Annotated in this window: 20 protein-coding genes; 11 read left to right on the plus strand and 9 right to left on the minus strand. The window is 54.2% G+C overall.

Going from position 1 to position 21,775, the window contains the following annotated elements; translation table 11 throughout:
• Window positions 1–231: 231 nt before the first annotated feature.
• The 7 genes from NWV12_RS12205 to pdeR all read left to right on the plus strand — a co-directional run bounded on the left by NWV12_RS12205 (window position 232) and on the right by pdeR (window position 11,284).
• Complete coding sequence (locus NWV12_RS12205; RefSeq protein WP_048979151.1) at window positions 232–618, plus strand: hypothetical protein; 387 nt, start codon at window positions 232–234, stop codon at window positions 616–618.
• Between the two features lie 123 nt (window positions 619–741).
• Window positions 742–1,650, plus strand: coding sequence for an ABC transporter six-transmembrane domain-containing protein (locus NWV12_RS12210; protein ID WP_065419803.1), 909 nt, complete (start codon window positions 742–744; stop codon window positions 1,648–1,650).
• A gap of 4 nt (window positions 1,651–1,654) precedes the next feature.
• Window positions 1,655–4,747 carry a multidrug efflux RND transporter permease subunit gene (locus tag NWV12_RS12215; protein WP_048979150.1) on the plus strand — a complete coding sequence of 1,031 codons (3,093 nt, stop codon included), beginning with the start codon at window positions 1,655–1,657 and terminating at the stop codon, window positions 4,745–4,747.
• Window positions 4,748–5,017: 270 nt separating this feature from the next.
• Window positions 5,018–5,806 (plus strand): enoyl-ACP reductase FabI, encoded by a 789-nt coding sequence (fabI, locus tag NWV12_RS12220; protein ID WP_003856831.1) that lies wholly within the window; start codon window positions 5,018–5,020, stop codon window positions 5,804–5,806.
• A gap of 153 nt (window positions 5,807–5,959) precedes the next feature.
• Window positions 5,960–6,946 carry a CMD domain-containing protein gene (locus NWV12_RS12225; protein ID WP_045143074.1) on the plus strand — a complete coding sequence of 329 codons (987 nt, stop codon included), beginning with the start codon at window positions 5,960–5,962 and terminating at the stop codon, window positions 6,944–6,946.
• A gap of 88 nt (window positions 6,947–7,034) precedes the next feature.
• The gene (locus NWV12_RS12230; protein ID WP_032656735.1) at window positions 7,035–8,969 is read left to right on the plus strand and encodes an exoribonuclease II; all 1,935 of its coding nucleotides are present in this window, start codon (window positions 7,035–7,037) and stop codon (window positions 8,967–8,969) included.
• A 323-nt stretch (window positions 8,970–9,292) separates the two neighbouring features.
• Window positions 9,293–11,284: a cyclic di-GMP phosphodiesterase gene (gene pdeR, locus NWV12_RS12235; RefSeq protein WP_029740520.1), complete on the plus strand. Its 1,992-nt coding sequence runs from the start codon at window positions 9,293–9,295 to the stop codon at window positions 11,282–11,284.
• Here pdeR and NWV12_RS12240 read toward each other — a convergent pair.
• On the minus strand, window positions 11,281–12,150 hold the full coding sequence (locus tag NWV12_RS12240) for a crotonase/enoyl-CoA hydratase family protein (protein WP_039263551.1): 870 nt from the start codon (window positions 12,148–12,150) through the stop codon (window positions 11,281–11,283). The genes pdeR and NWV12_RS12240 overlap by 4 nt on opposite strands.
• 193 nt (window positions 12,151–12,343) lie before the next feature.
• On the opposite strand from NWV12_RS12240, the gene NWV12_RS12245 reads away from it, so the two are divergent.
• The 3 genes from NWV12_RS12245 to osmB all read left to right on the plus strand — a co-directional run bounded on the left by NWV12_RS12245 (window position 12,344) and on the right by osmB (window position 13,804).
• Window positions 12,344–12,526, plus strand: a complete 183-nt coding sequence (locus NWV12_RS12245) for a hypothetical protein (RefSeq protein ID WP_024907126.1) — start codon at window positions 12,344–12,346, stop codon at window positions 12,524–12,526.
• 43 nt (window positions 12,527–12,569) lie between these two features.
• Entirely contained in the window at window positions 12,570–13,322 is a 753-nt protein-coding gene (locus NWV12_RS12250; protein WP_023312063.1) for a DNA-binding transcriptional regulator YciT, read from the plus strand.
• A gap of 263 nt (window positions 13,323–13,585) precedes the next feature.
• Window positions 13,586–13,804, plus strand: a complete 219-nt coding sequence (gene osmB / locus NWV12_RS12255) for an osmotically-inducible lipoprotein OsmB (protein WP_008501216.1) — start codon at window positions 13,586–13,588, stop codon at window positions 13,802–13,804.
• A gap of 105 nt (window positions 13,805–13,909) precedes the next feature.
• Here osmB and yciH read toward each other — a convergent pair whose 3' ends face one another.
• The 5 genes from yciH to pgpB form a co-directional block, all read right to left on the minus strand.
• Window positions 13,910–14,236, minus strand: coding sequence for a stress response translation initiation inhibitor YciH (gene yciH / locus NWV12_RS12260; protein ID WP_023312064.1), 327 nt, complete (start codon window positions 14,234–14,236; stop codon window positions 13,910–13,912).
• Entirely contained in the window at window positions 14,236–14,973 is a 738-nt protein-coding gene (pyrF, locus tag NWV12_RS12265) for an orotidine-5'-phosphate decarboxylase (protein WP_045355906.1), read from the minus strand. The genes yciH and pyrF overlap by 1 nt, the downstream gene beginning before the upstream one ends.
• 185 nt (window positions 14,974–15,158) lie before the next feature.
• Window positions 15,159–16,328, minus strand: coding sequence for a lipopolysaccharide assembly protein LapB (gene lapB, locus NWV12_RS12270; RefSeq protein WP_023335944.1), 1,170 nt, complete (start codon window positions 16,326–16,328; stop codon window positions 15,159–15,161).
• A gap of 6 nt (window positions 16,329–16,334) precedes the next feature.
• Window positions 16,335–16,643 (minus strand): LapA family protein, encoded by a 309-nt coding sequence (locus NWV12_RS12275; RefSeq protein WP_023312067.1) that lies wholly within the window; start codon window positions 16,641–16,643, stop codon window positions 16,335–16,337.
• 148 nt (window positions 16,644–16,791) lie between these two features.
• Window positions 16,792–17,559 carry a phosphatidylglycerophosphatase B gene (pgpB, locus tag NWV12_RS12280; RefSeq protein ID WP_048979149.1) on the minus strand — a complete coding sequence of 256 codons (768 nt, stop codon included), beginning with the start codon at window positions 17,557–17,559 and terminating at the stop codon, window positions 16,792–16,794.
• Between the two features lie 197 nt (window positions 17,560–17,756).
• Here pgpB and ribA point away from each other — a divergent pair, with 197 nt between their 5' ends.
• Window positions 17,757–18,347 (plus strand): GTP cyclohydrolase II, encoded by a 591-nt coding sequence (gene ribA / locus NWV12_RS12285; protein WP_008501210.1) that lies wholly within the window; start codon window positions 17,757–17,759, stop codon window positions 18,345–18,347.
• Between the two features lie 37 nt (window positions 18,348–18,384).
• On the opposite strand, the gene acnA is transcribed toward ribA, so the two are convergent.
• The 3 genes from acnA to NWV12_RS12305 all read right to left on the minus strand — a co-directional run bounded on the left by acnA (window position 18,385) and on the right by NWV12_RS12305 (window position 21,772).
• The gene (gene acnA / locus NWV12_RS12290) at window positions 18,385–21,060 is read right to left on the minus strand and encodes an aconitate hydratase AcnA (protein WP_048979148.1); all 2,676 of its coding nucleotides are present in this window, start codon (window positions 21,058–21,060) and stop codon (window positions 18,385–18,387) included.
• A gap of 161 nt (window positions 21,061–21,221) precedes the next feature.
• Entirely contained in the window at window positions 21,222–21,320 is a 99-nt protein-coding gene (gene ymiC, locus NWV12_RS12295) for a small membrane protein YmiC (RefSeq protein ID WP_032623144.1), read from the minus strand.
• Window positions 21,321–21,631: 311 nt separating this feature from the next.
• Window positions 21,632–21,772, minus strand: a complete 141-nt coding sequence (locus NWV12_RS12305) for a YmiA family putative membrane protein (RefSeq protein ID WP_213327741.1) — start codon at window positions 21,770–21,772, stop codon at window positions 21,632–21,634.
• Between the last annotated feature and the right edge of the window lie 3 nt (window positions 21,773–21,775).

Here is a 21,775-nt window from a genome sequence, read left to right on the forward strand (position 1 = left end):
ATATCTTTAGCACAATAAGACACAGCCTACGGGAAAAAGTGCCGTAGCTAAGAAAATTTCCCGGCTGATTTACCTGCCCGGTTATTTCTCCATACAGCCTACACATTCCGTCAATAATGACTCGACAATGCCCGTTCAAAATCGCTATTGAGACAAAACTCATTTTACATTTAGCGTTGCACATTATCCCTGTTACTTAAAGACTTTATGAAGTTGGCTGAAATAATGAACATGGAACTTTCTAAATATTTCTCTCCTAAAAAACTGGGCTTATATTCCCTGTTCCTGCTGCTGTCCTGGGGATTACTTTATATCTGGCTGATGCTGGTACACAAAATGGATGAAAAAGTCGCCTCTACGCTGCTCTCTTCACCCATCATTTATAGTTGCATCGCATTGTCGGTTGTCTCTCTGATAGTCCAGAATAAAGCCGGCGCGTTGACTGAGCTACTCGTCGTCGCCTTCTGGCTGTTGGTGATTTTTGTTTATCTCATTATTACGTTCACCGTGCTGTTAAACGCGATGCCCGATATCGAGGATCTGATCTTTTACTACGAATGTTATTTGATCATTTTTTTTGGTGGAGCCCCGCTGTACCTTATTATGAGAATGATTTGAGCCGTTGCTCCACATAGCCTCCACAAACCGCCCATTTCCGCTAAACAGGTGCGCGGTAGACTCTCCCTCACGCTATTTTGCACAAAAATAACTCACCTAAGAATCTGATAAAACTTATCCATAATGATGAACCGTAATAATCTTCGTTCTTCTGAACCTGCCGGAGTGATGCACTCGCTAAAAAAACTCGCGATACGGCACCGGAAAAAACTGGTTGTCACTTTTTTCCTGGTGGTGGCCGAAAACGTGACGTTTTTACTTTATCCCGTTCTGGCTGGCATCGCGATAAATGCCATCCTCGCCGGTGAAACGCTTAACGCCGCGCTGTATGGCCTGATGGTGCTTTGCATGTGGTTCATCGGTGCGGCCAGACGGAGCGTAGATACGCGCACGTTTGCACGTATTTATGCCGGACTCGCGGTTTCCGTCGTCCTGGCACAGCGCAAATACCAGCTTAACCATTCGGCGATCGCCGCCAGGGTAACGCTCTCGCGCGAATATGTGGATTTCTTTGAAATGCACCTTCCCCTGCTTATTACCTCGCTGAGCTCACTTTTTGGTGCCGCAATCATGTTGCTGTTTATTGAATTTTGGGCCGGCGTCATGTGCTTTGCGATTGTATTTATCCTGCTCGGATTTGTCTCAGGATATGCCCGTAAAAATGAATGGCTGTTCATGCGCCTGAATAATCGGCTGGAAAAAGAAGTGGATTATGTTCATAAGGCGGGCACGGCTACCCTTTACCGCCATTACTCCACGCTGGCGCGTTTGCGTATCGCATTATCTGACCGCGAGGCGTGGGGTTATTTGTGGGTCGGCGTGCTTGTTGCCGCGCTTTTTACGCTGACCATCGTCTGGATGACGCGCTCAACCGGCATCACCGCCGGACATATTTACTCGGTGATGACCTACATGTGGATGTTCGCGACGAGCCTCGATGACGCGCCGCAGCTTCTTGAGAAATTTTCGCAGCTCAGGGATATCGGCAAGCGCGTATCCACTGATGATGAAATTCACGTAACCGGTCGTTAATTTAATGCCGCATTTTTTTATTGAACGCCCCGTTTTCGCCTGGGTAGTGGCGCTTTTTATCGTCCTGGCAGGGCTCCTGTCTATTCCCCGTTTACCGGTTGCGCAGTATCCGGCGGTGGCGCCGCCTGGAATCATTATTTCCGTCAGTTACCCGGGGGCCAGCCCCGATATCATGAACACGTCGGTGGTATCGTTAATCGAGCGCGAAATCTCCGGCGTAGATAATTTGCTCTACTTTGAATCATCCAGTGACACAACCGGTTCGGCATCGATTACCGTCACCTTTAAACCGGGCACGGACATCAAGCTGGCGCAGATGGATCTGCAGAATCAGATTAAGATCGTCGAGCCTCGTCTGCCTCAGGCGGTAAGGCAAAACGGCATCAACGTCGAGGCCGCTAACTCTGGCTTTTTAATGATGGTGGGGCTGAAGTCCGCGACGGGTCAATTTGAGGAAGCCGATTTAAGCGACTATTTTGCCAGAAACGTCAGTGACGAGCTTCGTCGCGTGCCCGGCGTAGGGAAAGTTCAGCTGTTTGGCGGTGAAAAAGCGCTGCGCATCTGGCTGGATCCCATGAAGCTCCACGGCTACGGGCTTTCGGTGAGCGATGTTCTTACCGCCGTTGGCCAGCAAAATGCCCTGGTTTCGCCCGGCAAAACGGGAGATGAGCCAGCCTCTGCAGGACAAGGGGTGACGTATCCCATCACCGTGAAGGGACAGCTCTCCTCGGTAGAGGCGTTCAGGAATATCACCCTGAAATCTGACGCATCCGGTGCCCGCCTGAAATTGTCCGACATTGCGCGGATTGAATCTGGCCTGCAAAGCTACGCTTTTGGTATCCGTGAAAATGGCGTGCCCGCAACGGCGGCGGCAATCCAGCTCTCGCCTGGCGCGAATGCGATGAGCACGGCTTCCGGCGTACGGGCGCGCATCGACGAGCTTTCCCGGGTGTTACCCGAAGGAATGGCGTTTACGATCCCCTTCGACACCGCGCCGTTCGTGAAACTTTCTATCATGAAGGTTGTTCAGACATTTGTGGAAGCGATGGTCCTCGTCTTCCTGGTTATGCTGCTGTTTCTGCACAAGATACGCTGTACGCTTATCCCGGCGATTGTTGCTCCCGTCGCGCTTCTTGGCACCTTCACGGTGATGCTATTGAGCGGCTACTCCATCAATATTCTGACGATGTTCGGCATGGTGCTGGCGATAGGGATTATCGTTGATGATGCCATCGTGGTCGTGGAGAACGTTGAACGACTGATGGAGGAAAAAAGCCTGTCCCCGCGTGACGCCACGCGGCAAGCCATGCAGGAAATCACCCCGGCGATTATTGGCATCACGCTGGTGCTGACCGCCGTCTTTATCCCCATGGGATTTGCGGAAGGATCCGTCGGGATTATCTACCGACAATTTTGTATTTCCATGGCGGTTTCCATACTGCTGTCCGCGTTTCTTGCCCTGACGCTGACGCCTGCCCTGTGCGCAACGTTACTCAAGCCGCATAAGCCAGGAAAGAGAGGCGGAAGGTTCGCGGTCGGGTTTAACGCGCGCTTTCGTTCGCTCACCGCCAGTTACGAAGCCGGGCTGGGTGCCGTTCTGAAGCGAACCGGGCGTATGCTGCTCCTGTACGCTGCGCTTTGTGCTGCGCTGTTTCTGGGATTGTCTTCGTTACCGTCGTCCTTTCTGCCGGATGAAGATCAGGGCTACTTTATGTCCTCAATCCAGCTGCCTTCTGATGCCACGATGCAGCGTACCCTCAACGTGGTTAAAAAATTTGAAGAGGAAATCGCGGCCCGGCCGGATATTGAAAGCAACATTATGATCCTGGGGTTTGGATTTTCAGGTTCAGGACCAAACTCGGCTATGGCCTTCACCACGCTGAAGGACTGGAAAAATCGGCAGGGTTCGACGGCTCAGGGTGAAGCCGACCATATACAGGCCAGCATGGCGAACGTCTCTGATGCCGTCACGATGAGCCTGCTCCCGCCGGCCATTTCGGATATGGGCACCTCGTCGGGCTTCACCTGGTACGTGCAGGACAGAGCGGGACTGGGCTACGAGGCGTTAAAGCGCGCTGCCGACGCTCTGGTCCTGCAGGCCAATCAGCGTCCTGAACTGAGTGACGTGTATATAGACGGTCTGCCGGAAGGAACAAGCCTTGCGCTCCAGGTGGACAGAGAAAAGGCGGAAGCAATGGGCGTCTCATTTGATGAAATCAACCAGACGCTCTCCGTCACCCTGGGCTCAAATTACGTCAACGACTATACGAACAACGGCCGCGTTCAGCAGGTGATCATTCAGGCCGATGCGCCCTACCGAATGCAGCCTGAGCAGATACTGATATTATCAGTGAAAAACCGGATGGGACAGATGGTGCCGGTATCGACGTTTGCCACGCTTTCCTGGCACGTTGCGCCCCAGCAGTTGACGCGTTATCAGGGATATTCGGCTATTCGCATTACCGGAAATGCGGCGCCGGGAGAGTCCAGCGGCACCGCAATGAAGGTTATGGAGGACGTGTCCAGGAGTCTGCCTCAGGGCATGGCTGGCGAGTGGGCCGGCAGTTCATTGCAGGAGAGAAAATCGGAATCTCAGCTTCCGGGCCTTATCGTCCTGTCGATACTGGTCGTGTTTATGGTGCTGGCCGCCCTGTATGAGAGCTGGTCTATTCCATTTGCGGTCATGCTGGTCGTTCCGCTGGGTCTTATTGGCGCGGTGATCGGGGTGTCAGTTGCCGGGATGACGAATGACGTTTTCTTCAAGGTCGGCCTGATTACGCTTATCGGCCTGTCGGCCAAGAACGCCATTCTGATTGTTGAATTTGCGAGGCAACTCCATCGCCAGGGGCAGCCCCTGCTGGCGGCAACCATTCATGCCGCCGGCCAGCGTCTGCGCCCTATTCTGATGACGTCGTTAGCCTTCACCTTAGGGGTTGTTCCGTTGATGCTGGCCCGTGGTGCGAGCGACAGTACGCAGCATGCCATCGGTACCGGCGTATTTGGCGGCATGATTAGCGGTACGCTTCTCGCCATTTTCTTCGTACCGGTTTTCTTTATCGTCATCGCGCGCTTCATCGACAACCTCAGGAAAGCGTGAATACCCTCGCGGGATCGCGCTTCCTCGCTGGTTGGATGAGGTGAACCTGTTGCCGGGTGATATACTGGACGAATGCTGAAATTTTGAGCCCCCGCGAGTCCGCGGCGCATTCTTCGGGACAGGCGTCTACGGAGAACAGCGAGAAATATCGTGACACAAGGGGCTGTGAGTGGGCTATAATTTCGAGCTAATTTCGAATGATTTTGAAATACTGCCTGTAACGCTATGAATTACAAGGCAAAATTAGCAATGAATATAAGGATTAAAGCTATGGGTTTTCTTTCCGGTAAGCGCATTCTGGTGACTGGCGTTGCCAGCAAACTGTCCATCGCATACGGCATCGCACAGGCAATGCATCGCGAAGGCGCTGAGCTGGCGTTCACCTACCAGAACGACAAGCTGAAAGGCCGTGTTGAAGAGTTTGCCGCGCAGCTGGGTTCCAGCATTGTTCTGGAATGTGACGTTGCACAAGACGAAAGCATCGACGGCATGTTTGCTGAACTGGCAAAAGCATGGCCGAAATTCGACGGTTTCGTTCACTCCATTGGCTTCGCTCCTGGCGACCAGCTGGACGGCGACTACGTGAACGCGGTTACCCGTGATGGCTTCAAAATCGCTCACGACATCAGCTCCTACAGCTTCGTTGCGATGGCGAAATCCTGCCGCGCGATGCTGAACCCGGGCGCAGCCCTGCTGACCCTGTCCTATCTGGGCGCTGAGCGTGCTATCCCTAACTACAACGTTATGGGCCTGGCGAAAGCCTCTCTGGAAGCCAACGTACGCTACATGGCGAACGCAATGGGTCCTGAAGGCGTGCGCGTTAACGCCATCTCTGCAGGTCCTATCCGCACCCTGGCAGCTTCCGGTATTAAAGATTTCCGTAAAATGCTGGCACACTGCGAAGCGGTTACCCCAATTCGTCGTACCGTTACCATTGAAGATGTGGGTAACTCTGCAGCATTCCTGTGCTCTGACCTTTCCGCTGGTATCTCCGGTGAAGTGGTTCACGTTGACGGCGGCTTCAACATCGCTGCAATGAACGAGCTGGAAATTAAATAAGCTGTGACTCTCTTCCCGCACGGGAAGAGAGTTTTCCCCCCGCACCACCCCTTCGTTATTCCGTTCTGCTATTTGTTATCACCTAACAATATTTTTCCCTTTATCTGCCTTACGCCAGGATATTGATCGCCATTTTGAGATCAAGGAACGCACATGGAACAACGCCGTTTTTCCGGCAAAGGCCACTGGTATCACGAGACCCAGTCGAACCACGCGCAGACAGATGTTCTGCCTCTGGTGCCCGAAGCCGCTAACGTCGACGATCGTTTTTTGCTCGATTTAGCCCTGCCTGATGAGATTGTCGCCGCCTGTTCTGGCTGGCTTACCCCTGCCAGAGCCTTGTGCCACCAGCTGTTTCCGCTCTCGATTCCCGTGAACCGCCTGCATACGCTCAGCGCCTACGATCGGCTCAGCACCGCGCTAACGGTCGCCCAGGCCTGTGGCGTTCAGCGGCTCTGTAACCATTACGCCGCCCTCCTCGCCCCGCTTCCCGGCCCCGACTCCTCGCGTGAAAGCAACCGACGTCTGGCGCAAATTACGCAGTATGCCCGCCAGCTCGCCAGCTCTCCTGATGTGATTGATGATAAAGCGCAGAACCAGCTTGATGAGGTTGGCCTGTCAATATATGACATTGTGGTGATTAACCAGATTATCGGCTTTATCGGTTTTCAGGCGCGCGTGGTCGCGGTTTTTCAGGCCCTGTTAGGACACCCCGTTCGCTGGTTGCCAGGCCATCATATTCAGCCGCACACGCTGCCCGCGAGCCACGCCGCCTGGGTGCCGCTGTTGCCCGTCGTCGAGCTGCGCTATGCGAGTGCGCATCAGCTTGAGTCGCTGTCCCGCTGGCAGGCAGAACCCGCGCTGGAGGCGCTGACGCCGGTCCTTTGCCATGAGCCTTCGCTGCTCGACCTGACCGGAGAAATCCTGTTAAACACCCGCGAAGCGATCCCGCTGACGTCCCCCGCACTTTCGGCGGCGGTCGAACTGCTGACGCGCTCTCCGGACCGCTTCAGCGCCGCGCAGTTTACCCCGCTCACGGATCAGGGACTCCCCGGCGAACATGCCATCACGCTGCTTACCCGGAGCGCGTTTGATGGCTGGCTCAATCGTCTGAAAGTCGCGTTTGGTAAAGAGGAATAACCATACTAATTACCCAAAGAGCGCTTGCTGAGACAGTGAGAATCGCGTAAAACTGTCAGCCGCTCAATGGCTACGAAAATAGAACATTATGTTTCAGGACAACCCGCTGCTAGCGCAGCTTAAACAGCAACTGCATTCCCAGACGCCGCGTGCAGAAGGGGTCGTAAAAGCCACGGAAAAGGGCTTTGGCTTCCTTGAGGTTGACGCGCAGAAAAGCTACTTCATTCCGCCTCCGCAGATGAAGAAAGTGATGCATGGCGATCGCGTCATGGCCGTCATTCATACCGAGAAGGACCGCGAGTCTGCCGAGCCGGAAGAACTGATCGAACCGTTCCTGACCCGTTTTGTGGGCAAGGTGCAGAGAAAAGACGATCGTCTTGCTATCGTGCCGGATCATCCCCTGCTGAAAGATGCCATTCCCTGCCGCGCCGCCCGTGGCGTTGAGCATGATTTTAAAGAAGGTGACTGGGCCGTAGCAGAAATGCGCCGTCATCCTCTGAAAGGCGATCGCGGTTTTTATGCTGAGCTGACCCAGTTCATCACCTTTGGCGCCGACCATTTCGTGCCATGGTGGGTCACGCTGGCACGCCACAATCTTGAAAAAGAAGCGCCGAACGGCGTAGCGACCGAGATGCAGGACGAAGGTCTGACGCGCCGCGATCTCACCGCACTGGAGTTTGTCACCATCGACAGCGCCAGCACGGAAGATATGGATGATGCGCTGTACGCTGAAGAAGGCGCCGATGGCAAACTCCATCTGACCGTCGCCATTGCCGATCCAACCGCCTGGATTGCCGAAGGCAGCAAGCTGGATGACGCGGCGAAAATCCGTGCCTTCACCAACTACCTGCCGGGCTTCAATATTCCGATGCTGCCGCGCGAATTGTCAGACGATCTCTGCTCGCTGCGTCCAAATGAAGTGCGCCCGGTCCTTGCCTGCCGCATGACTATCGCCGCAGATGGCGCGATTGAAGACGATATCGAGTTCTTTGCCGCTACCATCGAATCGAAAGCCAAGCTGGCCTACGATAACGTCTCCGACTGGCTTGAAAATACCGGTAGCTGGAAACCTGAATCAGACGCCATTGCCGCGCAAATCCGTCTGCTGCATCGCATCTGCCTGAACCGCGGCGAGTGGCGTAAAACCCACGCGCTGGTGTTCAAAGACCGCCCGGATTATCGCTTTGTTCTGGGCGAGAAAGGCGAAGTGCTGGACATCGTGGCCGAACCGCGACGCATTGCGAACCGCATCGTTGAAGAGGCGATGATTTCCGCCAACATCTGCGCCGCACGCGTGCTTCGCGACAGGCTGGGCTTTGGCATTTACAACGTCCACACCGGGTTTGATCCGGCGAATACCGAAGCGCTGGCGGCCCTGCTGAAGACTCACGATGTGCACGTTGATCCTGAAGAAGTGCTGACGCTGCCGGGCTTCTGCAAGCTTCGCCGCGAGCTGGACGCGCAGCCGTCGGGTTTCCTGGACAGCCGCATTCGTCGCTTCCAGTCCTTCGCTGAAATCAGCACCGAACCTGGCCCGCACTTTGGTCTTGGCCTCGAAGCTTACGCCACCTGGACATCGCCGATCCGTAAGTATGGCGATATGGTTAACCACCGCCTGCTGAAAGCGATTATCAAAGGTGAAACCATTGCCCGTCCTCAGGAGGACACCACGCTGCAGATGGCCGATCGTCGCCGTCTGAACCGCATGGCCGAGCGTGACGTTGGTGACTGGCTGTACGCACGCTTCCTGCAGGATAAAGCCGGTACGGACACCCGTTTCGCCGCAGAGATCATCGATATCAGCCGCGGGGGCATGCGCGTCCGTCTGGTCGATAACGGTGCTGTCGCGTTTATTCCTGCGCCGTTCCTGCACGCGGTTCGTGACGAAATGGTCTGTAGCCAGGAAAACGGTACCGTGCAAATTAAAGGTGAAACAGTTTACAAAGTCACCGACGTGATTGACGTTACTATCGCCGAAGTTCGCATGGAAACCCGCAGTATTATCGCGCGCCCTGTCGCCTGATAACCGGTTCAATTGTCGGCCATTTCCTTTCCGGAAGGGCCGACAATTTTTCTTTTTATCCCCGCCACAAAATCATTATTTTTCCTTACTATTTTCAGCATCCCTTCGCCCAAAACCGCCATAATTATCTACAGTAAAAGAGTGTTGTTATATTCGGTTACGTGAATTTCTATACGCTCAGTATCCTTTTTAACCTGACTCGTTTTATTATAAGAAAGCAGGGAAAAACAACAGGTTCACTTCGGTTTTGCCGCTGTTTCTCAACGGAAAAGTCGACAGCAAATGAATAATTTGTGCGCTAATGAACAGCTGCGGGAGAAAACATGATGGACGATCTGGAGCAGAATTTGCTGTTTCGCTACATGGGGACTCACAGCCCGTGGTGGCGCCTGTCAGCCGACAGCAACGCTCTGCACCTCTCCACCAGCGAAAATGCCGATGTCACTCAGGTCGTGGCGCTGGACGATGAACAGGCCGATCTCATCCGTCATTTAACCGTTATTACCTCCAGTATTTCCATGTCGCTCTCCCTGTACGGAGAAGATGTCCCGGTTCATCTTGTGGGCCGTAAAATTACCCGCAACGAGTGGGCAGGCACCGCTTCCGCCTGGAACGATACGCCCTCCGTGGCGCGCGATCTGGCTCAGGGGCTCTCTTTCGCGGAACAGGTTGTCTCAGAGGCCAACTCCGTCATTGTTATTCTCGATCAGCACGGCAATATTCAGCGTTTTAACCGGCTTAGCGAAGAGTACACCGGCCTGAAAGAGCAAGAAGTCATTGGTCAGAACGTATTTAAGCTGTTTATGAGCCGCAGCGAAGCGGCAGCCTCAAAGCGCAATATTACCGGTTTTTTTCGCAACGGCAGTTCCTACGAAGTCGAACGCTGGATCAAAACGCGTAAAGGGCAGCGCCTGTTTCTGTTCAGAAACAAATTCGTGCACAGCGGCAGCGGTAAAAATGAAATTTTCCTTATCTGTTCCGGGACAGATATTACCGAGGAGCGCCGCGCTCAGGAGCGGCTGCGCGTGCTGGCCAATACCGATACCATCACCGGCCTGCCAAACCGCAATGCGATCCACGATCTGATTTCTGACGCCATCGATAACCGCGGCGACACGCAGGTGGGCGTGGTGTATCTCGATCTGGATAACTTTAAAAAGGTCAACGACGCTTACGGGCATATGTTTGGCGATCAGCTGTTGCAGGCTGTCGCCCTCGCCATTTTGAGCTGTCTGGACGAGGAACAGGTGCTGGCGCGTCTTGGCGGCGATGAGTTTATCGTCATGGCCACCAATACCTCTCAGGGCTCTCTGGAGGCGATGGCGTCGCGCATTTTAACCCGTCTGCGCCAGCCGTTCCGAATCGGTCTGATTGAGATTTATACCGGCTGCTCTCTGGGTATTGCCCTCGCCCCGCAGCACGGAAACGACCGGGAAAGCGTTATTCGCAACGCCGATACCGCCATGTACACCGCCAAAGAGAACGGCCGGGGCAAGTTCTGCGTCTTCTCACCCGAGATGAACCAGCGCGTGTTTGAGTATCTCTGGCTGGATACCAACCTGCGCAAGGCGCTGGATAACGATCAGCTTCTGATCCACTATCAGCCGAAAATAACCTGGCGCGGAGAAGTCAGAAGCCTTGAAGCGCTGGTCCGCTGGCAATCGCCAGAACGCGGCCTGATCCCGCCGCTGGAGTTTATCTCTTATGCCGAGGAGTCGGGGTTGATTGTGCCGCTGGGCCGCTGGGTGATGCTCGATGTGGTTCGCCAGGTGGCAAAATGGCGCGATAAGGGAATAAACCTGCGCGTGGCGGTGAACGTCTCTGCACGCCAGCTGGCCGACCAGACCATCTTCAGCGACTTAAAGCAGGCGCTGAAGGATCTGAATTTTGAATACTGCCCGGTCGACGTTGAGTTGACCGAAAGCTGTCTTATCGAAAATGAAGAGCTGGCGCTGTCCGTGATCCAGCAGTTCAGCCGACTCGGGGCGCAAATTCATCTGGATGATTTTGGCACCGGCTACTCTTCCCTTTCTCAGCTGGCCCGCTTCCCTATCGACGCCATTAAGCTCGATCAATCTTTCGTCAGGGATATTCATAAGCAGTCTATTTCCCAGTCGCTGGTGCGCGCTATCGTCGCGGTGGCGCAGGCGTTAAATCTGCAGGTGATTGCCGAGGGTGTGGAGAATGCAAAAGAAGACGCCTTTCTGACCAAGAACGGCGTCAACGAACGGCAGGGTTTTCTGTTTGCTAAGCCGATGCCCGCTGCCGCATTCGAGCGATGGCTAAAACGATATCAAGCGCGAAATCAACGTTAACTGGCTTTACGCAGGCCCGCCGCGTGATGGCGGTTTTGCAGCGTGACCAGACGCTCCATGTAGGCGATATCTTTCGGCTCCAGGCAGAAAGCGGCATCAACCCAGTCTTCCGTGATGTCCATCAGTTCACTGCGAGGCAATTGCAGAACGCGCGTACGGGCGCGCAGCATCGCCCTTACGCCATTCAGTTTTGGCCGCAGCGTGTCGATGAAGGTTCGGGTAGAGACATAGCTTTGTCCCGGTTCAAACAGGACATCCACCAGCCCGTGCTGCTCGTACCATTCAGCCGTATGGGATTCCCCTTTGTAGATAAGTTCCTCCGCCAGCTTCATGCCTGCACGGCGTGCAACGAGGGAATATCCACCCATACCCGGAAACAGGTTGAAGGCTATCTCCGGAAAACCTAAACGGGCATCGCGCTGAGCCAGGACGAAATGGTGCGCCAGAGCGGCCTCAAACCCGCCCCCTAACGCACTGCCTTCTACCATTGCCAGAGTGATGGCTCCCGTATCAAACCCCCGTGAGGCCGCATGGACGCAATCAACGCAGGCGCGAGCGTACGCCCGTAACGCTTCCCGACGTCCGTTCTGAATGCACTCGACGAAGAACTGTAAATCACCGCCCGTATTGTACATCTCGGGAACCAGCGATCCGGTTACCCAAAAATCAACCGCAAACCCAGACTGGCGAACCAGCCATGAAAAGTTCATGATCTCCTCTATTAACGCATGGTTAAAGCAAGGACGTGGCTGAGCCCGCAGCATCATCCAGACCGTGTGACGCTCCGCCTCGTAATACCCTGACAGCTGAGTGAACCGTTCAGTATCGGTAAACAGTGTGCAGGTAGGCTGATTGATAACTGTCATAGTCTAATTCCTCTTATAAAAAAGCGCCTTGCGCGCAGTTTTAGACTAATCCAGTCATTAAGCCTGCTGCATGAGGGGGAATAAATTTATCACTTACGTTTATGTAATTTAGTTATTGCATTTTTTCCCTTCTCTTTTGAACCTAATTTCTGCATCATTGAAAATATTAACTTTTCGCGCCTGGGGTGAGATTATGTCGACTATTGACGCACAAGCTGTAGCACAACGAATTGATACCGTGCTGGATATCCTGGTGGCGGGCGATTATCACTCTGCTATCCGTAATCTCGAGATCCTGAAGTCTGAACTTCTTGCTCAGAATGGTGCTGACAATGCGCCAGAAAACAGACAGCCAAAAGCGCCGTGGGAAGTTTAATCCCACCGTCTCCGACCTCGTTTCGCTTTATTAAATGGATGCTATGAATTCCCGACAACAACTCATTTTGCAGATGGTCATCGATCAGGGACGCGTAAGCGTAGTCGACCTCGCTAAAACCACTGGCGTGTCTGAAGTCACCATCCGCCAGGATCTTAATCTGCTGGAAAAACAGAGCTACCTGCGTCGCGCGCACGGATATGCTGTCCCGCTGGACAGTGACGACGTTGAGACGCGCATGATGAATAACTACGCGCTCAAACGTGAACTGGCGGAATTTGCCGCGTCCCTGGTGAACAACGGCGAGACCGTCTTTATTGAAAACGGCAGCAGCAATGCCCTTCTGGCGCGCACGCTTGCCGATCAAAAAGACGTTACCATCATCACCGTCAGCAGCTATATCGCGCACTTGCTCAAAGAGACGCGCTGTGAGGTGATTCTGCTCGGCGGTATTTACCAGAAAAAAAGTGAAAGCATGGTAGGCCCGCTGACCCGTCAGTATGTCCAGCAGGTACATTTCAGCAAGGCCTTTATCGGGATTGACGGCTGGCAACCGGAGACAGGTTTTACCGGCCGGGATATGATGCGCTCTGACGTGGTGAATGCCGTGCTGGAAAAAGAGTGTGAAGCCATTGTGCTGACCGACAGCTCTAAATTTGGCGCCGTTCACCCTTATACAATGGGCCCGGTTTCACGCTTTAGCCGCGTGATTACCGATGAACGGTTGAGCGATGCGCACCGTAATAAACTGGAAGATGACGGGCTGATCGTCAATATTATTAAAACGACCGCCTGAGTCCTCTCCGCGCCCGAATTTCGGGCGCATACGCCCTTCTTTCTCTGAGATGATTCCTGGTACTTCTTTAAGAGTTTTTACCTGTTTAACCTGCATTAAAGTCGTAAAATTAATGTTAGCGATATAACAGGAAGTGACTATCACCTGCGTGATTACGTAACGCCTGCGCGACCAGCTTTCACGGAGAACAGAATTAAGTATTCGATTCGTCTATACTTAACGTGTACATCTTTCCGTGAATCGATAATTCAGGAGAAAGTATTATGACCTTAACCAGCAAAAAATTAGCCGCCGCTGTTCTGGCAATCACTGTAGCAATGTCCCTGAGCGCGTGCTCTAACTGGTCTAAACGTGACCGTAACACCGCTATTGGTGCCGGTGCCGGTGCTCTCGGTGGTGCAGTATTAACGGATGGTAGTACGCTGGGTACATTAGGTGGCGCTGCTGTCGGTGGTATTATCGGTCACCAGGTTGGCAAATAATTATTATCTAAGCCTTCCCCGGTATTGCGATATTTGAACGCATTTCAGGTCTGACATACGCACGTATATAACACGAGCCACGGCATTTGCCGTGGCTCATTTATTCTAACCGCCTGCCAGTTTGACTTTCATACCTTTGGCTTCCAGCAGAGATTTTATTAAATCACGCTTATCTCCCTGGATTTCAATAATGCCGTCTTTCACGGCGCCGCCGCAGCCACATTTCTTTTTCAACTCGGCCGCCAGCTTTGCCAGTTCAGCATCATCCAGGTCAATGCCGGAGATTAGGCAAACCCCTTTCCCTTTTCGTCCACTGGTCTGGCGCTGGATCCGAACGATGCCGTCCCCCTTTGGACGTTCCACTTTCGCTTTCGGCTCGTCTATACGCCCGCTATCGGTTGAATAGACCAGACGGCTGTTGGAATCGGTCATTAGGCCCCCTTTTTCAGCGATGCGTTGATAGCCTTAAGCGTCTCAGCCGGGTTGGCAGACTGCGTCACCGGACGCCCGATGACCATATAGTCAACGCCAGCAGCCAGCGCCTGCTCAGGCGTCATAATACGGCGCTGATCGCCCACTTCGCTGCCTGCAGGACGAATACCGGGCGTAACCAGTTTAAAATCCTGGCCCAGCGCTGATTTGAAACGTACCGCTTCCTGCGCGGAACAAACAACGCCATCCAGGCCGCAATGCTGCGTCAGACGCGCGAGACGTTCGGCATGCTCGGCGGGTGACAACGTCACGCCCAGGTCGCGTAGATCGTTTTCGTCCATACTGGTCAGTACGGTGACCGCAATCAGCAACGGTGCATCTTTACCGAACGGCAGGAGCGCCTCACGGGCGGCCGTCATCATTCTTGCCCCACCCGATGCGTGGACGTTGACCATCCATACGCCCAGCTCTGCGGCTGCGGCAACCGCGTGCGCCGTGGTATTCGGGATATCGTGGAATTTCAGATCGAGGAAAACGTCAAAGCCGCGCTGCTGCAGATCGCGAACGATTTGCGGTCCAAACAGCGTGAACATCTCTTTGCCAACTTTCAGACGGCAGTCGCGAGGGTCGATGCCGTCGACAAACGCCAGTGCAGCGTCACGCTTATTGTAATCGAGCGCAACAACAACAGGAGAATCCGTAATTACGCGGGAAGTGGAGGATGTAACAGACGTCATGACCAGCCCTTTTCGTCTATGGGCGCGCAGCGGCGCGGAACAGATAAACGGCCAGCATTCTACCTGCCGACGCCGCAAATTGACAGGATCCATTTACGCGCCTGCCAGGCCGGCAAACCGCACGGAGTTCAGGATACGGGAAAAACCATTAGTATGTTGTAACTAAAATGCGGCGTTTTAAAAAATTACTGCCCGTCCAGGCCGCGGATTGGCTTGATGGTGGACCAGGCGCGGCAGGAAGGACAGTGCCAGTAGAGCGTATACGCGGTAAAACCACACTTCTGGCAACGATAGCGCGGCTTGCTGCGCACCTGTTCGCCAACCATGTCGCGCAGCACCATCAGGCTCTCTTTGGCGCGCCCTTCTTCAGCGTCGTTCAGATGGTAATCCATCAGCTTGTGGAATACCCGCATGGTCGGATGACGCTGCAGCTGACGCGTAATATAAACCTGCGCGGTGTCGCTTCCCTCATACTGCTCAACAACGTCAGAGAGCATCAGTTCAGCGGTGGCGCCGGTATTTTCTTCCACGCAGCGACGCAGGAAAGCTACCCACTCTTCCTGCTTGTCGAGCTGTTGATAGCAGGTTTGCAGCATTTCCAGCGTTTCACTGACCAGCTCTTTGTCCTGGTCGATAACCCGCAGCAGGCTTTCAACGGCTTTGGCGTAGTCGCCATTCGCCATAAAGACGCGCCCCATCATGATGGAGATGCGCGCGCTGTTGCGGTCCGCCGCGGCGCCTTTCTTCAGCAGCGCCATGGCTTTATCCATGTCGTCGTTGCCCATCTGCTGAAGCGCAAGCTCACAGTAGAAATGGGCGATCTCAACGCGCTGCTTATCTTTACCCAGCTTCACCAGGCGTTCAGCGGTATCAATGGCTTTCTGCCAGTCGCTGGTGGCCTGATAAATCTGCAGGAGTTGCTGCAATGCCCCGATGCGAAAATCTGTTTCATCCACCAGCTGCGCGAACATATCTTCAGCGCGATCGTACAACCCCGCGGCCATGTAATCCCGCCCCAGCTGTTGCACCGCAAGGAGACGTTGATCGTAGGTCAGCGAGGCGCTTTCCATCAGAGTCTGGTGAATACGAATGGCGCGATCGACCTCGCCGCGCGAGCGGAACAGGTTGCCCAGGGTGAGATGCGCTTCAACCGTCCCCGTATCCTCTTTCAGCATATCGAGGAACAGATCTACCGCTTTGTCCTGCTGATTGCTCAGGAGGAAGTTCACCCCCGCAACGTAGTCGCGGGAGAGCCGGTTGGCCTCATCCTGTTTTGTTTGTTGCGCACTTCTGCGGCCCATATACCAGCCATAGGCTGCGGCTACAGGCAAAAGCAGAAACAACAACTCCAGCATAGTCGATTATTCCTTCACGACCGGCACACCAGAGCTTTCCGGAATGTCAGACGCAGGGGCAATGTTATTTTCGAGTCGCTTAATTTTACGTTCAGCGCGCGCAAGAGAAACACGGACTTTCAGCCAGAACAGACCGCAAACCAGCCAGCCAATGGCAAAGCCGGCAGCAAATAAGACCGCCAGCAGGCTCGAGACGCGATACTCACCCTGAGCCAGCAGATAGTTAAACGTCACCTGCTGATCGTTTTGTGCACCCAACGTGACTGAAATGACAAAAATCGCCAATACCAGTAAGAAAATGAGTAAATATTTCACATTACTTCCCGTTATGTGGTTCAAGCGAATAAAGTGTGTTCAATTCACCGCAATCAGCCTTATAAACTACCATTTTAGCGACGAGCGCGAAACGGAAAAAGTGTCGCGCAGGTCATGGATCTATGGGCAAAATACGGAATATCAACCGTCAGGCGTCTGTCTGGTCCCTTTCGGCTATTTCTTCTTTCTCTTCTGGCGGTGGCGTTAGCGGGCCGCAGAATCGTTCAGTGAGCCAGGTCGCCATCATAATCAGCAGCCATGAGATGAGCGTGGCGACGACCAGGTCCCGCGGCCAGTGCATCCCCAGCAGCAGGCGGCTTCCCATAACCCCGGTCGCCCAGATCAGTAAAATCACGATAGTGATCGTTCGACGCCTTGGCCAAAGCAGCCCAACTCCCAGCAACGCCCAGCTGGCCGCAAACATGGTGTGGCCGGAAGGAAACGCGAACCCGGTCTCTTTCTGCCAGTGTTTACGCAAGAATTTCGGGATATCCTGCTGTTCCGCAAGCTGTTCTTTCACCAGCGCGCCGCGATCTTTACGCTTTAAATTGTAGAACTCATCTACCGGAACATGATGCGTTTTTTCCAGCCAGACGACAAAAGGACGCGGCTCCTGAACGCGATCTTTAACCCAGGACTTCACGCCCTGACCGACAAGGATAGCGCCCCCGAGGATCGCAAAGAGCATCAGCGCCGCGCGCAGACGAAAGCGCAGGCACCACAGAAACCAGGCGCAGAGGAGTACGTGGGTAATAATCCCCCACGGCTGGGTGACCGTTTCCGTTATCCAGTATAACGTTTTCAGCCACGTGGCATTATGCCCGGGCTGCCACATCCAGCCTGAAAGCCATACGGCCAGAGGCATAATCAGTAAAATGGCCGCACCTGCTGCCGTACGTCTGGCGATTGAAAGCATGTCTTCTCCTTTTTCGCTAAGCGTCACAATCATAACTGAAATTAATCATCCGGGTGGATATGTCGGATCGTGCGTTTAACGTTCATATAGCATGGTGTCCATTAGGCGAACCTGCTGAGCTTGTGGCAAAATGAACTGATACAGAAAGCAAAACAGGGCAAAGGCACGAAACGTGTCAGCCTACTCTGGAGAATCACATGCAGCTTAAACGTGTGGCAGAAGCCAAACTGCCAACCCCATGGGGCGATTTCCTGATGGTGGGTTTTGAAGAACTGGCAACCGGACAGGATCATGTCGCGCTGGTTTATGGTGACATTTCAGGGCAGACGCCGGTTCTGTCCCGCGTCCATTCAGAGTGTCTTACCGGCGACGCGCTGTTCAGCCTGCGCTGTGATTGTGGTTTCCAGTTGGAAGCCGCCCTGTCTCATATTGCAGAAGAAGGTCGCGGTGTGCTGCTTTATCACCGTCAGGAAGGTCGTAATATTGGTCTGCTGAATAAAATCCGCGCTTACGCGCTTCAGGACCAGGGCTACGATACGGTTGAAGCAAACCATCAGCTTGGCTTTGCCGCTGACGAACGCGACTTCACCTTGTGCGCCGATATGTTCAAGCTGCTGGGCGTGGACGAAGTTCGCCTGCTGACCAATAATCCGAAAAAAGTGGAGATCCTGACCGAAGCGGGGATCAACATCGTCGAGCGCGTACCGCTGATTGTCGGCCGAAACCCGAAAAACGCCCACTACCTGGATACCAAAGCCGCCAAAATGGGCCATCTGCTGAAAGAGTGAGGCTAAAAAGCCCGGCACGGGTGCCGGGCTCGTTTCATCAGTCCAGCATCTTACGAATCACATAATGTAAAATGCCGTCGTTCTGGTAATAGGTCAGCTCGGTTGCCGTATCAATACGGCACCGGCAATCCAGCACCTCGATTTTCCCGTCTGCCCGCGTTAACTTCACCGGCACCGTTTTACCCGGCTGCAGGTTTTGCAGACCGCTAATCTCGATCTGCTCTTCCCCGGTCAGTCCCAGCGTTTTACGCGTCACGCCCTGCGGAAACTCAAGCGGCAGGATCCCCATACCAATCAGATTCGAGCGGTGAATACGTTCGAACGATTCGGCGATGACCACGCGAACGCCAAGCAGGCGCGGACCTTTCGCCGCCCAGTCGCGGCTGGAGCCGGAACCGTACTCTTTCCCGGCGATCACCGCCAGCGGCGTACCTTCCTGTTGATATTTGACCGCCGCATCATAAATCGAAACCACTTCCGTCCCCGGCAGATGGCGCGTCATGCCCCCTTCCACGCCCGGGACCATTTCGTTACGAATGCGGATGTTGGCAAACGTTCCGCGCATCATGACTTCATGATTGCCGCGACGCGAACCGTAGGAGTTAAAATCGCGGCGTTCGACGCCCCGGCTCTGCAGATAACGGCCTGCCGGGCTATCGGCTTTGATACTCCCCGCCGGAGAGATATGGTCGGTCGTGACGGAATCTCCCAGCATCGCCAGTATGCGCGCGCCGTGGATATCCTTAAGCGGTGCCGGCTCGGCCAGCATCTCATCAAAGAACGGCGACAGACGAATATAGGTCGAGTCATCCTGCCAGTCGTAGGTATCTGAGCCCACGACGTTGATGGTTTTCCACTCCGGCGTGCCTTCAAAGACCTCCGCATACTCTTTGCGGAACATCTCGGTTGAGACCTTTTCAACGGCCAGCGCGATTTCACGCGAAGATGGCCAGATATCTTTCAGGTAGACAGGATCGTTCTTGCGATCGTGACCAATCGGATCGGTCGCCAGGTTGATATTCATGTTCCCTGCAAGGGCATACGCCACGACCAGCGGCGGTGAGGCGAGCCAGTTGGTTTTCACCAGCGGGTGAATACGCCCTTCAAAGTTTCGGTTACCGGACAGGACCGCGCCTACCGTCAGGTCACCCTGCTTGATCGCCGTTTCAATGGGTTCAGGCAGTGGGCCGGAGTTACCAATACAGGTCGTACAGCCGTAGCCCACGAGGTTAAAGCCCAGTTCGTCAAGGTACGGCGTCAGTTTGGCCTGCGCCAGGTAATCCGATACCACTTTGGAACCCGGTGCCAGCGAGGCCTTGACCCATGGCTGAGGTTTTAGCCCAAGCTCTACCGCCTTTTTCGCCAGCAGACCGGCCGCCATTAATACGCTGGGGTTCGAGGTGTTGGTGCAGGAGGTAATGGCCGCAATCACAACCGCGCCATCCGGGAGCTGATACTGATGTCCGTTCAGAACATAGTCGACCGGACGGTGATCTTTCTGCGCCACGTTCACTTCCAGGGCATTGCTGGCGGCAAAGGCTTTTGGCACGTCACTCAGCGCAACCCGATCCTGCGGACGTTTAGGGCCGGCGAGGCTCGCCTCAACGCTTCCCATATCGAGTTCAAGCGTGCTGGTGAAGACCGGTTCATCGCCCGGGTTTCGCCACATGCCCTGCGCTTTGGTATAGGCCTCCACCAGCGCGACCTGCTCTTCGCTGCGCCCGCTAAGGCGCATGTATTCCAGCGTGACGTCATCGATGGGGAAAAAGCCGCAGGTTGCACCGTATTCCGGCGCCATATTGGCAATGGTGGCGCGGTCGGCCAGCGGCAGCGAATCCAGACCATCCCCGTAGAATTCTACAAACTTGCCCACCACACCATGCTTACGCAGCATCTGGGTGACGGTGAGCACCAGATCGGTGGCGGTAATGCCTTCAGACAGCTTGCCGGTGAGCTTGAAGCCCACCACGTCAGGGATAAGCATGGACACCGGCTGGCCGAGCATGGCCGCTTCCGCTTCGATACCCCCGACGCCCCAGCCCAGCACGCCCAGACCGTTGATCATGGTGGTATGGGAGTCCGTGCCCACCAGCGTGTCCGGATAGGCGACCCACTCTTTATCCTGCAATTCACTCCAGACGGCTTTACCCAGATATTCAAGGTTAACCTGGTGACAAATACCGGTACCCGGCGGGACCACGCTAAACCGGCTGAACGCCTGCTGCCCCCACTTCAGGAATACGTAGCGCTCGTGGTTGCGCTCCATCTCCAGACGCACGTTCTCGCCAAAGGCGTCGTCATCACCAAAGCGGTCAACGGTTACGGAGTGGTCAATGACGAGGTCAACGGGGGAAAGCGGATTCACTTTTGCCGTATCTCCGCCGAGACGCTTAACGGCCTCGCGCATCGCGGCTAAATCAACGACGGCAGGAACACCGGTAAAGTCCTGCATCAGCACCCTGGCCGGGCGGTAGGCGATTTCTCTGTCGGCATGGGCATTTTCCAGCCACCCTGCCAGCGCCTGGATATCATCGAGGGTGACAGAGTCTCCGTCCTGCCAGCGCAATAGATTTTCCAGTAAAACTTTCAATGACTTGGGTAAACGCGAAATGTCCCCAAGCGTTCTGGCAGCCAGAGGCAGGCTGTAGTAATGCCAGGTTTTATTTTCTGCCTGTAACGTATCCTTACTGGCTTCGCGTAGGGTTAACGACATAAGCTCCTCCTTAATCACAGAGATGCCCCGACAATCATCAGGGCCGTAATTAAAGATAACACAAAGATGTCGTAACGTTTTGATAACAACCCAAATTGATAAATTTAGGATTGGTCCAGAAAGGAAAAACAAAAAACCCCGCCGTAGCGAGGTTTTACAATTTAGTGGAGGGCCAACCAGATGAGCTGACTCCAGAACAGAATCGACACGGTAAAAACGCCGATCCATGACCAGTATTTGTGAGACGTCATGTTATTCATCATAGGGACACCAGGCATTATTTATTAAAAGTTCCGAGGTAAGTCCTCAGTGCTATATTGCTGATGTGTATTTATTAAAGAGTACGAAAGTGCAGAGTCGATATTCAGACTATTTGCATCATTACGCAATTAACTAAATTATTGTTTTTTGGGTTCGTCTTCTGCGAACACATCAATAAACGCTTGCTGCTGCGGCGTCAGTTTCCAGGACGCGGGTACAACAGTCGCAGGTGCTTTACGCCCTCTGTGGCCATTGTCACGATGCTGACACATCTGTTTTACCGTTTCTGTACGTACCGTCACTGCCATATTTAACCCCAATATTTCCAGGCCAGGAGAGCAACCACCACCCAAAACAGGGTAGAGACGAGAAAGACCGCCAGCCAGGCTTTACGCTTGAGCGCAGGATCCCTTTGCGGTTCTTCACTTCCTGAAGGCATTGCTAACCTCATACA

The sequence above is a fragment of the Enterobacter sp. Crenshaw genome (genome assembly GCF_024734705.1).
Lineage (GTDB): Bacteria > Pseudomonadota > Gammaproteobacteria > Enterobacterales > Enterobacteriaceae > Enterobacter > Enterobacter asburiae_B.

What these genes read in the sequence shown, in the direction of transcription:
- pdeR (WP_029740520.1), top strand. Translation starts at nt 9,293, where the DNA reads ATGATGGACGATCTGGAGCAGAATTTGCTGTTTCGCTACATGGGGACT.
- pgpB (WP_048979149.1), bottom strand. Translation starts at nt 17,559, where the DNA reads ATGCTTTCAATCGCCAGACGTACGGCAGCAGGTGCGGCCATTTTACTG.
- pyrF (WP_045355906.1), bottom strand. Translation starts at nt 14,973, where the DNA reads ATGACGTCTGTTACATCCTCCACTTCCCGCGTAATTACGGATTCTCCT.
- NWV12_RS12250 (WP_023312063.1), top strand. Translation starts at nt 12,570, where the DNA reads ATGAATTCCCGACAACAACTCATTTTGCAGATGGTCATCGATCAGGGA.
- ribA (WP_008501210.1), top strand. Translation starts at nt 17,757, where the DNA reads ATGCAGCTTAAACGTGTGGCAGAAGCCAAACTGCCAACCCCATGGGGC.
- NWV12_RS12225 (WP_045143074.1), top strand. Translation starts at nt 5,960, where the DNA reads ATGGAACAACGCCGTTTTTCCGGCAAAGGCCACTGGTATCACGAGACC.
- yciH (WP_023312064.1), bottom strand. Translation starts at nt 14,236, where the DNA reads ATGACCGATTCCAACAGCCGTCTGGTCTATTCAACCGATAGCGGGCGT.
- NWV12_RS12210 (WP_065419803.1), top strand. Translation starts at nt 742, where the DNA reads ATGATGAACCGTAATAATCTTCGTTCTTCTGAACCTGCCGGAGTGATG.
- fabI (WP_003856831.1), top strand. Translation starts at nt 5,018, where the DNA reads ATGGGTTTTCTTTCCGGTAAGCGCATTCTGGTGACTGGCGTTGCCAGC.
- NWV12_RS12240 (WP_039263551.1), bottom strand. Translation starts at nt 12,150, where the DNA reads ATGACAGTTATCAATCAGCCTACCTGCACACTGTTTACCGATACTGAA.
- NWV12_RS12230 (WP_032656735.1), top strand. Translation starts at nt 7,035, where the DNA reads ATGTTTCAGGACAACCCGCTGCTAGCGCAGCTTAAACAGCAACTGCAT.
- NWV12_RS12245 (WP_024907126.1), top strand. Translation starts at nt 12,344, where the DNA reads ATGTCGACTATTGACGCACAAGCTGTAGCACAACGAATTGATACCGTG.
- NWV12_RS12205 (WP_048979151.1), top strand. Translation starts at nt 232, where the DNA reads ATGGAACTTTCTAAATATTTCTCTCCTAAAAAACTGGGCTTATATTCC.
- acnA (WP_048979148.1), bottom strand. Translation starts at nt 21,060, where the DNA reads ATGTCGTTAACCCTACGCGAAGCCAGTAAGGATACGTTACAGGCAGAA.
- NWV12_RS12305 (WP_213327741.1), bottom strand. Translation starts at nt 21,772, where the DNA reads ATGAGGTTAGCAATGCCTTCAGGAAGTGAAGAACCGCAAAGGGATCCT.
- lapB (WP_023335944.1), bottom strand. Translation starts at nt 16,328, where the DNA reads ATGCTGGAGTTGTTGTTTCTGCTTTTGCCTGTAGCCGCAGCCTATGGC.
- ymiC (WP_032623144.1), bottom strand. Translation starts at nt 21,320, where the DNA reads ATGAATAACATGACGTCTCACAAATACTGGTCATGGATCGGCGTTTTT.
- osmB (WP_008501216.1), top strand. Translation starts at nt 13,586, where the DNA reads ATGACCTTAACCAGCAAAAAATTAGCCGCCGCTGTTCTGGCAATCACT.
- NWV12_RS12215 (WP_048979150.1), top strand. Translation starts at nt 1,655, where the DNA reads ATGCCGCATTTTTTTATTGAACGCCCCGTTTTCGCCTGGGTAGTGGCG.